Raw genomic sequence first — 13,612 nt, 5'->3', positions numbered from 1 at the left:
ACGGCGGGCGCACCGGAATACACCATTGCAATCTAGCCATTAGTCAACAATCTATTCGATCGAGAACGACTCTATGAAAGATAATGAGCGATATCGGATTTTGGCATTTGTCGATCTAAGCAAGGAGGCGTCCATCAATGGATACGGATTCAATTTTCAGAAAGCACTTGATAGATGAATGCCTGAATAAGATAAAGCTTCATAGGGATCAGTGGCGTACTGGTCAATGGAATACAGAGAACAAGAAAGATGGCACAAATAGAATAAGTAGTCTGTGCGATATCGGTGGTGAGGACTACTCTTATTACTCCTTCATCATGAAGCAGGCACGTGAGAGCATATATGAGGCACTGATTGAAATAGTGCAGGATTTAGTGAAGGGATCGGGAAAGCAGGTAAGCCGGCTTGGCCTTTTTGTTAGTGATGCGCGCGAGTACTATACTGTCGGTCCGAGCCAAAACCCTGTTTTTGAGTGTAAGCAGAACTACGGACTCTTCAGGAGAATTAACGGAATCGGTCTTGAGCAAGAAGGCGACTGGACCGTATACATATTCAGAGAGCCGGATCTGAAGGACATACTGCCGACAAATATTGAACAAAGACTGCTCGCAGAACCCAATATCTCGCGAATCACATACGTCACGTTTGCAGAAAAGGGGACGCCAGCCAACGTGCTTAACTGGGAGGATCGCGAGAACGAAGAGCTGAGAGGCTATAAGACGTATTCTCTTGAAGAATTCATGGATGATGTTTTTGGACAATCGGAGTGGCCCAAGCTCAGTAAGTATCTTGACGAACTCAAGGACATGGCTCTTGATTACTGCGGCTTATCGATTGTCAAGGCAATAAGACCGAATTCTCTCAAACTCTTCAGGCAGTCAATTAACGACGCTTCTAAAGCCTATGCCATTGGATCCACTCTTACGAATAGACAGCGGGAAGCCCTTAATAAGCGCTTTCTTGATGAAGGAGCCTGCGAAGCGCTCACTGGAGCCGAGGACTTCGCTAAGAGCTTCATGACAGCCGAATGGCTATACGATTCACTGAAGGATGCTTGTCGCGAAAGGAGCAGCGAGCGAACAGTCGACATCGATTTGACACCCATAACTACAAGCTACTTTAAGGCGATTGAGCAATACCTTTATGCATTTGTCTCTATACATACTCACGAACGTGACGGAGCCAATAGGACAATATTCATTGGCTACAATCGGGGCAAGGAGCTCAAGCCTTCATCTCATGCGAAACTATTAGGAGCGCCATCGCAAGCAATCCAGATCACACAAGGAAACGTTGTAGTTGATGATTATCTGATGAGTCCAGGCTTCAAAGAGATTCTCAACCTCGGATACCTTACTCATTTTTTCGGCAATTACGACGATAAAAGAGGAAAGCTGTACCCCAACAACACAGACCTGCTCATCACTGGAATGGAAAGCCTAGGCATCTATGACGCTATTGTTAATACCTTGCGCGACATAACCATTCGAAGAAATAGTTTCGTGCACAAGGACAATTTGTACGACTGGAACGAAGTCGAAACCGTCCGTGATATGGTCAGGCTTGCGTTTTATTTGCTTCTCGGCGCTTATAAAATGAGTCCAGCAGACGAGTCTTTTCTTGGCATAACGCATGGGGTCAAACACAACGATTTCTACAACATCTGCGAGTACATCAACAATTGCGCTCTTTCTGGGGGAAGTATCGAGTCATCACTGACGCTACCTGTCACAATTCCCGTATTCTACTGCGGTGACTCTACAATTCCTCTTACCGCACGGCGTGATTCTGGGATAAGCGAATACGACACCTACGGCAACCCGCTCTTCACAGGTGTTCATTTCGGAACGCTACGAACCAATCCCAGAGATTCAGAGCCTCTTGGACATCGTTCCGAAATTGTGTTCGGAGAGTCAAACATGCCTAAACGAATTAGCGAGGGAACATACGAGATCTACGCACCAAGCCTTAAAAAGAACCATCTCACAGGGCCGCAAAAGGTCATTTTTGAGGATGGAAAATACTATGGCGCATAGTGTGGACGCAACAACACCTACCGACACCCTCCACACACAGCCTACCAGCGATGCGTGCACACCGATATCGTAATTCCCCGTTACGGCATATCATGATAAAGTAAACGCGCGACAAGGGCGTATGAGCTGCCTGCTTGTATCTTTGGACATCGTTCCTGAGAGGAGGTAGCGCAATGAGTGTGAAACTCAACGTCGCCCTGGATCACCTTGCCACGGCTGCCGCAATCCTTGCGGTTGTCGCCGAGGCAGGCAAGCGGGTCATTTCCCTCTACAACGGGGAATAGCCCAGCGCAGGGGCACACGTCTTCGGATCGTGTGCCCCGTTCTCGTTATACTACCTGCCTTTATCTTCACATTCCGACTTTGTGGCGCCATTGGACACTGCCCCCTCCGAAAACGGACATCGCGATCTCAGGAGGCAGTGTCCTATGGAGTCGATCGCCATCGCCTGCATCGCCATGCTGATGCCTACCCCCCGGCAATGTGGTCTTCTCCAGCTTGAAAGACATATCATCATCCCTAAACTCTTAGCTGCCAGCTAATGTTTTAACCAGGGCATTCTTCTAATATGCATCATGTTTCGAACCGCAAAGCGCTGCCGCTGCGCACGAAGCGGCACGTCAGACCGTAAGGATGCCCTATGAAGAAATCAGCTCTCGCCATAACCGGCCTCATCTTGGGAATAGTCGCCCTCGCGACGTCGTTTATCCCCATCATCAACAACATCTCGTTCTTCATCGCGCTGCTCGGCGTCGTGTTCGCCGTCATCGGGCTCGTCTCAATCGTCAAGGGGAAAAGCGATGGGAAGACGATTGCCATCGTCGGCATCATCCTCAACATCGTCGCCGTCGTCATCGTCTTCGCAAGCCAGAGCTTCTATGGCGCAGCGATTGACGGGGCCCTTTCTGAGCCGAGCGCTTCGAGCATTTCCTCTGCGGAGGGCTCAAGCGCGGGCAGCGTAGACCAGTCGAGCGAACCTCGGCAGGCAGCCCAGGAGGAGAAGGCGACTGAATCGAAGTACGCCGTGACCATCGACGATTGCGTTGTCACAACCGACTACGCGGGCAAGCCGGCAGCTGTCGTCACCTACACTTTCACCAACAATTCCGAAGACGCCACGAGTTTCATGGTGGCCATACACGACCAGTGCTTCCAGAACGGCGTGCAGCTCGAGCTAGCCATCGTAAACGACCTAGACTCTTCTCGCTCAATGAGCGAGATCAAGCCCGGCGCCTCCATCACTATCCAGCAGGCATACGTGCTTGACGACCAGTCGGACCTGACCGTGGAGTGCACTGAGCTCATCAGCCTCGACGACACCGTCTTGGCCGAAGCCACCTTCTCCGTCGCCTAAGTCCCCCAGACTGAGCAAGCGCGTTCGCGCGTTTGCTTGCTATCATGATCGAAAAGCCGACGAAGAAGAGGAGGAAGAAGCGCGTGAAGGAGCCTTTGACCGATGAGCTGCTCGACGAGCTGCTGAGCGCTCCTAACCCGCGCGCGTTCACAAGCGGCCACCGCCTGACGAGCCGCGATCTTCCGACTTACCTCAACCAGCTGCTCGACGAGCACGGCCTCACGCGCGCCGGCGTGATACGGGCCGCCGGCCTCAACGAGACGTTCGGCTACCAGATATTCGTCGGGCAGCGCGGCGCCTCGCGCGACAAGGTGCTCCAGCTCGCCTTCGCCATGCAGCTCACCCTGAAGGAGGCCAACCGCCTCCTTCAGGCAGCCGGCGCAAACGAGCTGTACTGCAAGCGCCGCCGCGACGCCATCATCATCTTCTGTCTCACGCACGGCTACAGCCTGCAGAAGACCGACGAGGAGCTCTATCGCTTCGGCGAGGAGACCATCTGCTAGCCCGCGCTGCGCCGGCCGTACCTTCTGCCAACCCGCACGATCTGCGCGCCTACGCGAGCCCATGCGATCTGCGCGTCTACGCGTTCTGCTCGCCTGCGCCCTCGCGTGCTTGCGTGCTCCGCGAGCCCGCGGGCGCGCAAACTCTGATAGCATGTCAAAGCATGACCGATGAACTCGCCGAACACCTCAACGCCCTCGCGCGCGACGACAACTACCGCGTGGACTCCGTCTTGAAGGATGGCGCGCTCGAATGCACGCAGCGCGTGTTCTTCACTGGGACGAACGGCGCGGAGATGGGCCCCTTCATCCGCAAGAGCTTTGACTGCGATGCGGGATTGGGCCTAGCCTACGAGCGGCTCCTGGCGGCACAGCGAGCCAGGCGCCGCTTTCTGCATCTCCCGCGCGTGCTCGACTGCTACTCCGCAGGTGAGAAGCGCGTCGTCATCATGGAGTACGTTCCCGGCGAGACGCTCGCCGACCTCGTGTACCGCCTCGACCCCTCACCCGAGCTCGCGGCACGCGTGTTTCCGCAGCTCTGCCGCGCCGTTCGCGAGCTCCACGAGGGATTTGACCCGCCGATCATCCACCGCGACCTCAAGCCCTCCAACGTCATCATCGCCGACGAGAGCCTCACGATCATCGACCTCAGCATCGCACGTACCTATGACGACGAGGCCGAGGACGACACCAGGCACTTCGGGACGCGCGTCTACGCCCCGCCCGAGCAGTTCGGCTACAGCCAGACCGACGCGCGCAGCGACGTGTACGCGCTCGGGCTCCTGCTGTACTTCTGCCTCACCGAGAAGACTCCTGACGCACAGGCGCGCAGGCGCGACTTCGCCTCCCCGCTCATCCCCGAGCCGCTTCGCCGCGTGATCGCACGTGCGGCGGCCTTCGACCCCGCCCAGCGCTTCCCGAGCGTCGCCGAGCTGCAAAGGGCCTTTGAGCAGGCGATAGGGCTGGTCGAGCCCGAGACGGTGACGGTGGAGGCGCCTCGGACACGCGCACCCCGTGAAAAGGAGCCCCTCGCACGCGAAGCTGCAATGAGGATGCCCTCAGGAACAGAGCCCCGTGCATCCGCGCAGACACCCGCGTGCAATAATGCGCCTGCGCGTGAGCGCCCCGCCCCTGCCTTCATAACCGTGCGGAACGTCGCGGTCCTGCTCGTCTTCGGCATCTTCTTCGCCGTGGTGACGGAGATGATCTTCGCCCCCCGACCAGGGCAGATTGACGAGTTCGCGCCGCTCTGGCTTCGCCTGGCCTCCAACTACACGCTGCTCTTCCTGCTCCTCGGCCCCGCGTTCTACCTCGCGCTCGACCGCCGCCGCATCAAGGAGCGGTTCCCGCGCCTCGGCGCCTGCCCGCCCAAGCGCGAGCGGCTCCTCTGCCTCGCAATCGCGGCCGCAGGCTTCGTCGCCGTCGGCATTATGTCTCAGTTCTTCCCCACCAGCTAGGCTTTACGCTTCGGCTCGCCGATGCGGTGTCGGGGCGCTCGCCCGCGCCCGCAGTTGAACGCGCACTCGCACCCGAGGCACCTGCGCTCGCTTCGCACTCGCACTCACACTCCCACCCACACCCGTGCTTACACTCAGCGGGCGAGCCACATGCCAAGAGCGCAGGCGGCGAGGCACGCAATGACGCTTGCGCCCGCATAAAACGCCGCCATCGCCCAATTCCCCTGTTCAAGGAGCTGGAGCGTCTCAAGACTGAAAGTGGAGAACGTGGTGAACCCGCCGCAGACGCCCACCTTCAGAAACAGCAGCAGCTGCGGATTCATGCTGACGTTCTTCGCGAACGTCGCCGCGATGAGGCCGATGGCGAGCGCGCCGAGCACGTTCACCGCGAACGTGACGAGCGGGAATCCTGATGCCGAGGCACCCCCGACGGGCAGAAACCCCATCAGGTAGCGGCACACCGCGCCCACGAACCCGCCCATGCCCACGAACAGGCAGTTTACAAGCAAGCTCATGCGCTACACCAGCTTGTCGAGGGCAAGTGCTCGCAGACGACCTCGACGGGATCGTCCTCGTCGACCGCAAGAGCCGAGTCAGCCATCCTCGCCTCCTCGAGAGCGCGGTACTCGGCATTAAGCTCTTCGGCGAGCTCTTCTTCGGTCGGCAGATACGGCAAGCACTTTGAGGCGAAGATCTGCCGATTGTCCTCCGGCAGCGTGTAGCGCACAACTGAGTCGCTCTTGTCGGCGCACAGCAAAATGCCGATGGGATGGTTGTCTCCCTCATTCATGAGCTCGCGCGTGTAGTAGTTCACGTACATCTGCATCTGCCCGATGTCCTGGTGCGTCAAATCGGCGGTCTTGAGGTCAACGAGCACGAAGCAGCGCGCCAGATAATTGTAGAACACCAGGTCGATATAGAAGTGGCGTCCGTCAAAGCTGATGCGCTTCTGACGCGCGACGAACGAGAACCCGCGCCCAAGTTCGAGCATGAACTCTTGCAGGTGGTCGATGAGCGCCTGCTCCATGTTGCTCTCATACAGATGGGCGGGCTGCGGGAGGTCGAGAAACTCAAGCACGTAGGGATCGCGGATGATGTCACGTGGCGTCGGGGGCTGCTCCGTGCGCTGGATCTCTGCGGCGACCGACTCCTTGTCGCGGCTAGCGAGCAGCCTTTCGTGAAACCTCGTGTCGATCTGCCGCTTCAACTGCCGCGTGCTCCAACCGCTGTCAGCGCATTCGTTCATGTACCACATGCGCTCATCGGCGCTAGAAACCCTCGTAAGCTCCCGATAGTGGCTCCAAGACAATTCATCACGCAGTGTGTGATGAATTGGGAACGAGAGGTAGAACAAGCGCATGTACCTCAAGTTGGTTGGCGTGAAACCTCTGCCGAAGTCCTTGGTCAAACGAGCAGAGAGCTCGGTTATGAACCGAGAGCCATATTGAGCCCTTTTTACCTCACCCAGCTGCTCAACGATGCTCTCTCCTACTCTCCAATACGCATGCACCATTTCCCTGTTCACAGCTGCGTACGCCTTCTGTCGAGCTGTCTCCAGAATCGAGCGGATCTGGGCATAGTACGCATCGCTCACAAGCGCTGCCTCGACGCCTACCTCAGCCTCTTCGACCCCAAGCCTGTTCTCCTCCATGTTCCACCTCCGAGTCCGTGACACACGGCGTCGCAAATAGCCCAAACAACCTGTCAGAAAACCTGAACTCATTGCCTACGCAAAACTCGCAGAACACATGCTCCTTGTAGCGACAGGGACATTTTACCGCTTTGCGCAATTCCAGAAAACGAAGAAAGCGAGCCTCTTTCGGACTCGCTTTCTTCCAGAATAGAGGGCAGGCGCGCCCTCTCGCCTCAACCGCTTCTCAGCTCTTCAGCTACTTCTTGATCCAGCTGAACATCGAGCGGATGTTCTCGCCGGTCTGCTCGATCAGGTGGTCGTTGATAGCCTCGCGCTGCTCGATGAGCCACTTGTGGTCGTTGTTGCAGTCAGCCACGAACTCACGTGCAAACTCGCCGTTCTGGATGCGCTCCAGGATGAGCTTCATGGCCTCGCGGCTCTGCTCGTTGATGACCTTCGGGCCCGCATAGTACTCGCCGTACTCGGCGGTGTTGGAGATCGAGTAGTTCATGAAGTGGATGCCGCTCTCGTACATGAGGTCGACGATCATCTTCATCTCGTGGTAGCACTCGAAGTACGCGAGCTCCGGCGGATACCCCGCGTCCACGAGCGTCTCGAAGCCGGCCTTCACGAGCTCCACCAAGCCGCCGCAGAGCACGGCCTGCTCGCCGAAGAGGTCCTCTTCGGTCTCCTGCGCGAAGGTGGCCTTGATGATGCCGGAGCGGGCACCGCCCACGCCCCAGCAGTACGACATCGCGATGTCCCACGCGTCGCCGGTGGCGTCCTGCGCAACGCACGCGAGGTCCGGCACGCCGGAGCCCTCGGTGTACTGGCGGCGCACGATATGGCCCGGGCCCTTCGGCGCGCACATGATGACGTTCACCGTCTCAGGCGGGGTGATGTAGCCGTAATGGATGTTGAAGCCGTGCGCGAAGGCGAGCGTGTCGCCGTCATGCAGGTGCGGCGCGATCTGCTCGGTGTAGACCTTCGCCTGCAGCTCGTCGGGCACGAGGATCATAATGAGGTCGGCTTCCTCGGCGGCGTCCTCGATGGACATCACCTTGAGGCCCGCCTCCTCGGCCGCGGCGGCCGACTTGGAACCCGCGCGCAGGCCGACGCGCACGTCGCAGCCCGAGTCCTTCAGGTTCAGCGCGTGCGCATGCCCCTGGGACCCGTAGCCGATGATGGCGATCTTCTTGTCCTGGATGATCTGCGGGTTGCAATCCTCTTCGTAGTAGATGGTAACAGCCATGGTTTCCTTCGATCCTTTCCTGTCAGCTGTTGTGCTTCGCTATGCAAGCAGGCGCGGCGCCTGTTGTTGCTATTCCTTCGCGTTGCGCGACATGGCGATCTTGCCCGTGCGCACGATCTCCTTGATGCCGTAGGCGCGGAAGAGGTCCTCTAGGCCCTTGAGCTTCTCCTCGTCACCGGTGGCCTCGATGGTGAGCGAGTTGCGCCCCACGTCGACGATCTTCGCGCGGAAGATGTTGGCGATCTCGATGATCTCGTTGCGGCGCTCGGGCGCGGCGTTCACCTTGAACAGCACCAGCTCGCGCTCGATCGCGCCCTCGTCGGTGAGGTCGGTGATCTTGTGCACGCTGATGAGCTTGTGCAGCTGCTTGGTGATCTGCTCGTAGGCCACGTCGTCAGCCTTGACGATGGCCGTCACGCGCGACATGGTGGCGTCCTCGGTCGGACCCACCGACAGCGAGTCGATGTTGAAGCCGCGGCGCGAGATGAGGCCGGTGACGCGCGAGAGCACGCCGGGCTTGTTCTCGACCAGGACGGAAAGCACGTGCTTCATTAGTTCCCTCCTTCCACGGTGGATGCGGGCGCGCCGGCGGGAGCGGCGGACGCGGGTTCGCTGGCGGCCGCGGGCGTGCTGCTGGCCGCAGGCGCATTGCCGGCCGCGGCAACCCCCGCGAACACGGCCGCCTCGCCCAGGCGCGCGCCCTTGTCGTCGGGATCGCTCTCCCAGCGGCCGCCGAACTGCGCGTCGATCTGCGCGCAGGGCGACGAGGCCGCATGGGCCTCCTGCCCATGGTCGTCGAGCGCGCCCGCCGGCACGTCCGTGCGCACCGCGCCGACCGCCACGTCGATGGCGCCCATAATGTTGTCGAGCGCCGCACCCGGGGCCACCATCGGGTACACGTTCTGCTCGCGCGAGATGGCCACGTCGAGCAGGTAGGGACCCTCGGCCGCCAGCATGCGCGCGATGGCCGCGGTCACCTCGGCGGGGTCCTCCACGCGCTCGCCCTGCCAGCCGTAGGCGTCGGCGAGCTTCACGAAGTCGGGGTTGGCCTCGAGCAGCGTCTGCGAGTAGCGCTTCGCGTAGAAGAGCTTCTGCCACTGGTGCACCATCCCCAGGCAGCGGTTGTCCATGATGAGCACCTTCACGGGCACGCCGTTGATGGCGGCGGTGGCCATCTCCTGCGAATTCATCTGGAACGACCCGTCGCCGGCGATGCACACCACCTTGCAGTCGGGCCGCGCGATGGCGGCGCCGACGGCCGCCGGGAAGCCGAAGCCCATGGTGCCCAGACCGCCGCTCGAGAGGAACGTGCGCGGCAGCTCGCGGTCGATGAACTGGTGCGCCCACATCTGGTGCTGGCCCACCTCGGTCACCACGATGGAGCGCGCGGAGTCAAGCTGCGTCGAGAGGCTCTCGAGCACGAGCTCGGGGACGATCTCGTCGCTGCCGTCGCCCACGCCCGGATGGTAGAACGGGAAGCGCTCGCGCCAGGCGTTGATGCGCGCGAGCCACGCCTCGGTGTGCGCCTCGGCGCCGTCCTTGCGCAGCTGGTCGACGAGGCCCGCGAGCACGCCCTTGAGGTCGCCCACGATGGGGACCTGGCATGCGCGGATCTTGCCGATCTCGGCCGGGTCGATGTCGATGTGGATCACCTTCGCATGCGGGGCGAACTCGGAGAGGCGCCCCGTGACGCGGTCGGAGAAGCGCGCACCCGCCGCGATGATGAGGTCGCTCTCGGTCATGGCGAGGTTGGAGTACTTCGCGCCGTGCATGCCCACCGGCCCCAGGTTGAGCGGATGCGACGCCGGGAAGGCGCCCTTGCCCATGAGCGTGGTGACCACGGGGATCTGCATGAGGTCTGCGAGGCTTGCAAGCTCCGCGGACGCCTCGGAGATGGTCACGCCGCCGCCCACGTAGAGGATGGGCTGGTCAGACTCCTCGATGAGCTCGGCCGCCGCGCGGATCTGCTTGGCGTTGCCGCGGTAGGTGGGCTTGTAGGAGGGCAGGTTCACCTCGTCGGGGTACTCGAACGTCATGGACGCGCCCGCCAAGTCGGACGGGATGTCGATGAGCACCGGCCCCGGGCGCCCCGTCACCGCGATGTGGAACGCCTCGCGGAAGGTGCGCGTGAGCTCGTCGGTCGACTGGAGCAAAAACGAGTGCTTCACCACCGGCATGGTGATGCCCACGATGTCGGACTCTTGGAAGGAGTCGGTGCCGATGACGGCGCGCGGCACCTGGCCCGTGATGACCACGAGCGGCACCGAGTCCATGTAGGCCGTGGCGATGCCCGTGACCGTGTTGGTGGCGCCCGGGCCGCTCGTCACGATGACCACGCCGGGCTTGCCGGTCGCGCGCGCGTAGCCGTCGGCCATGTGCACCGCGCCCTGCTCGTGGCGCGCGAGCACGTGGTTGATCTGCGTGGAGTCGTACAGCGCGTCGTAGATCTTAATGGCCTGCCCGCCCGGGTAGCCGAAGACGGTGTCGACCCCCTCGGCCTCAAGCGACGCGATGACGGCCTCGGCGCCGAGCATCTCTGCGCCCTGCTTGGCCGTGCGCGAGCCCAGCCCGCGCGGCGCGCCCACGCTGGCGGCCGTGCGGCGCGCCTCAGCCGTGCGGCGCGCCTCGGTCTTCTCACTGGTGGCACTCATGAGACATACGCCCCCTTGTCCGCGGAAGAGACGAGCTTGGCGTACTTCGCGAGCACGCCGTGGTCATGCTTGGGAGCCGGCGCCACCCACGCCGCGCGCCGCGCCGCCAGCTCATCGTCGGACAGGTTGAGCTGGAGGACGCCGCCCTCGATGTCGACGGTAATCGAGTCGCCCTCCTCGATGAGCGCGATGGGGCCACCCGCCGCTGCCTCGGGACTCACGTGCCCCACGGCCGGGCCCTTCGTGGCGCCGGAGAAGCGCCCGTCGGTGATGAGCGCGACGCTCGTGGAAAGACCCATGCCGCAGATGGCGCTCGTGGGCGTGAGCATCTCGCGCATGCCCGGGCCGCCCTTGGGTCCCTCGTAGCGGATGACCACCACGTCGCCGGCGTTGATGGCGCCGGCGTTGATGGCCGCGCAGGCCTCCTCCTCGGAGTCGAAGCAGCGCGCGGGGCCGGTGTGCCTCATCATGGACGGGTCGACCGCGCTCTTCTTCACGATGGCGCCGTCGGGCGCCAGGTTGCCGTGCAGCACACGCAGGGCGCCTACCGCCGAGAAGGGGTTGTCATGCGTGCGGCACACCTCGCCGTCGGCCGGCGGGCAGCAGGCGCTCAGGTAGTCGGGCAGAGTCCCCATGCAGGTGAGCGCGCGCTCGTCGAGCAGCCCCAGCTCGGCCAGCTCGTGCATGACCACCGGCACGCCGCCGACCTCGTAGAGGTCGGAGAGCGGGCGCGGGCCGGAGGGCTGCAGCTTCACGAGATGCGGGGTGCGGGCGCTCGCGGCGTCCCAGTCGTCCATGGTGATGGGGTGCCCCGCCGCTTGCGCGATCGCCGTGAGGTGCAGCACCGTGTTGGTGGAGCCGCCGAAGGCCATGTCGCACTCCATGGCGTTGTGGATGGCGGCCTCGCTCACGATGTCGCCGATCTTCACGTCCTTCTCGACGAGCTCCATGATCTTCATGCCCGCGTGCTTCGCGAGGCGGATGCGCTCGGAGTACACCGCCGGGATGGTGCCGTTGCCGGGAAGCGCGATGCCGAGCGCCTCGCACAGGCAGTTCATCGAGTTCGCCGTGAACAAGCCCGAGCAGCTGCCGCATGTGGGGCAGGCGGTGTTCTCGAAGTAGCTGAGCTCGTCTTCGGTCATGGTGCCGTTCATCACGGCCGCCGCACCGTCGAACAGCGTGTTGAGGTCGGTGGTGGGGCCGCATCCCCCCTTCTGCTTGCCGGCGAGCATGGGGCCGCCCGACACGAACACCGTGGGGATGTTCACGCGCAGGGCGCCGAGGATCATGCCGGGGACGATCTTGTCGCAGTTCGGGATGCACACGATGCCGTCGAACGCGTGGCCCTGCACCGCGCACTCGAGCGAGTCGGCGATGGCCTCGCGCGACACGAGCGAGTAGTGCATGCCATCGTGGTTCATGGCGATGCCATCGCACACGCCGATGGTGGAGATCTCGAACGGCACGCCGCCGGCCAGGTAGATGCCGGCCTTCACGGCCTCGGCGATCTTGTCGAGGTTAGTGTGCCCGGGGATGATGTCGTTGCGCGAGTTGAACACGGCGATGAAGGGGCGCTTCATCTCCTCGTCGGTGATGCCGTCTGCCTTGAGCAGGCTGCGGTGAGGCGCGCGTGCCACGCCGCATCGCACCTGGTCGCTTCTTAGCTGCATGCTCTTTCGCTCCTTCCGCTCACAATAAAAAATCCCAGCGCAGAGCTGCACCAGGACCCAGACGAACGGAATGCGCCAGCTACGCTTGAGAAGCGCGCGGGCATCGCAGACGGTAACGGTGTCGCCGGTTCAGCTCTACTAGCTCCCCCGGCCCGGCGGTAAGCCCGACAACCGGAGAGGCGTTCACGCCAAACTGCTCGGAGGTGGCATTCGGATCGCCCACCGCCGGCTCGCAGCACCGCCGGCTCTCTGTCAGATGGGTTCGCCCCTACTATCCTCGTCAACGCATTTGGGATATGAACTTGTATCGCGGGCTAGTATACCCCGCCCACCGCCAAGCGCAACCCCTCCCCGCGAAAAAGCCACGTGACGAGAGCGGGAGAGGGTGTGGGCGCAGGGCGCGGGAGAGGGTGCGGGGGGTGCGGGGGTGCGGGAGAGGGTGCGGGGGCATGTGGAGCACATGAGCGCGTGGAGCATGTGAATTCATAGGAGCATAGGACGCGCGGGGCATGTGGGCATGTGGGCATGTGGGCATGTGGTGCATGCGAGGGCATGTGGACGCGAAGAGCGCATACCCTGCGTCACCCCGAGAGAATCGTCCTCCCCGTGTCACTGATAACCGTTACGGGTCTCGCCCTTCCGCTTTTCCCGAGCCGGAAGGGCGGCAACCTACGTTGTGGGGACGGCACGGTGGCTCGCATCATGTCCGACGCCTGACGGATGTCATCCTGAGCGAGCGAAGCGAGTCGAAGGATCTGGCTCCGAGCATGGCACGCCCGCATGCGGCACTCAGCCGCGACCAGATCCTTCGACTCCGCGCCCTGCGGGCACTCCGCTCAGGATGACACCGAGTGGGCACCTGATGCGGGCGCTCCGCTCAGGATGAGGCTCCTATTTGCTGTCAAGGCCCGACTCCGGTGTTTTCAGCCGTCCCTCGGGGGACATCGCGCCGAGCCACTCGAGGTACCTCCGGAGCAGCGGCCCGTCGACGCGCACGCACCTCTCGAGCTCGCTTATCCTGGCGCTCGCGACGCCGAGCGCGGAGGCGGCCTGGGCCTG

At 62.0% G+C, this 13,612-nt stretch carries 10 protein-coding genes; 4 read left to right on the top strand and 6 right to left on the bottom strand.

Features of this window, described 5'->3' with window-relative positions; translation table 11 throughout:
* Positions 1 to 137 precede the first annotated feature (137 nt).
* The 4 genes from G7Y50_RS00970 (at position 138) to G7Y50_RS00955 (ending at position 5,347) form a co-directional block, all read left to right on the top strand.
* On the top strand, positions 138 to 2,036 hold the full coding sequence (locus G7Y50_RS00970) for a hypothetical protein (protein ID WP_165056157.1): 1,899 nt from the start codon (positions 138 to 140) through the stop codon (positions 2,034 to 2,036).
* A gap of 640 nt (positions 2,037 to 2,676) precedes the next feature.
* Entirely contained in the window at positions 2,677 to 3,390 is a 714-nt protein-coding gene (locus G7Y50_RS00965; RefSeq protein ID WP_165056155.1) for a DUF5067 domain-containing protein, read from the top strand.
* A gap of 83 nt (positions 3,391 to 3,473) precedes the next feature.
* Positions 3,474 to 3,893: an XRE family transcriptional regulator gene (locus G7Y50_RS00960; RefSeq protein WP_165056219.1), complete on the top strand. Its 420-nt coding sequence runs from the start codon at positions 3,474 to 3,476 to the stop codon at positions 3,891 to 3,893.
* Positions 3,894 to 4,054: 161 nt separating this feature from the next.
* Positions 4,055 to 5,347, top strand: coding sequence for a serine/threonine-protein kinase (locus tag G7Y50_RS00955; protein WP_165056153.1), 1,293 nt, complete (start codon positions 4,055 to 4,057; stop codon positions 5,345 to 5,347).
* A 134-nt stretch (positions 5,348 to 5,481) separates the two neighbouring features.
* Here the strand turns inward: G7Y50_RS00955 and crcB are convergent, their stop codons facing one another.
* The 6 genes from crcB to ilvD form a co-directional block, all read right to left on the bottom strand.
* Entirely contained in the window at positions 5,482 to 5,862 is a 381-nt protein-coding gene (crcB, locus tag G7Y50_RS00950) for a fluoride efflux transporter CrcB (protein ID WP_165056150.1), read from the bottom strand.
* Complete coding sequence (locus G7Y50_RS00945) at positions 5,859 to 6,998, bottom strand: YhcG family protein (RefSeq protein ID WP_206214718.1); 1,140 nt, start codon at positions 6,996 to 6,998, stop codon at positions 5,859 to 5,861. The genes crcB and G7Y50_RS00945 overlap by 4 nt, the downstream gene beginning before the upstream one ends.
* Positions 6,999 to 7,236: 238 nt before the next feature.
* On the bottom strand, positions 7,237 to 8,232 hold the full coding sequence (gene ilvC, locus G7Y50_RS00940; RefSeq protein ID WP_165056148.1) for a ketol-acid reductoisomerase: 996 nt from the start codon (positions 8,230 to 8,232) through the stop codon (positions 7,237 to 7,239).
* A 69-nt stretch (positions 8,233 to 8,301) separates the two neighbouring features.
* The gene (gene ilvN, locus G7Y50_RS00935; protein WP_165056145.1) at positions 8,302 to 8,784 is read right to left on the bottom strand and encodes an acetolactate synthase small subunit; all 483 of its coding nucleotides are present in this window, start codon (positions 8,782 to 8,784) and stop codon (positions 8,302 to 8,304) included.
* The gene (gene ilvB, locus G7Y50_RS00930; protein WP_241156577.1) at positions 8,784 to 10,883 is read right to left on the bottom strand and encodes a biosynthetic-type acetolactate synthase large subunit; all 2,100 of its coding nucleotides are present in this window, start codon (positions 10,881 to 10,883) and stop codon (positions 8,784 to 8,786) included. Before ilvB ends, ilvN begins: the two co-directional genes overlap by 1 nt.
* Positions 10,880 to 12,553, bottom strand: a complete 1,674-nt coding sequence (gene ilvD / locus G7Y50_RS00925) for a dihydroxy-acid dehydratase (protein WP_165056143.1) — start codon at positions 12,551 to 12,553, stop codon at positions 10,880 to 10,882. Before ilvD ends, ilvB begins: the two co-directional genes overlap by 4 nt.
* Positions 12,554 to 13,612 lie beyond the last annotated feature (1,059 nt).

The sequence above is a fragment of the Adlercreutzia sp. ZJ176 genome, from assembly GCF_011038975.1.
Lineage (GTDB): Bacteria > Actinomycetota > Coriobacteriia > Coriobacteriales > Eggerthellaceae > CAAEEV01.
This window is presented reverse-complemented; position numbering and strand designations above follow the sequence as displayed.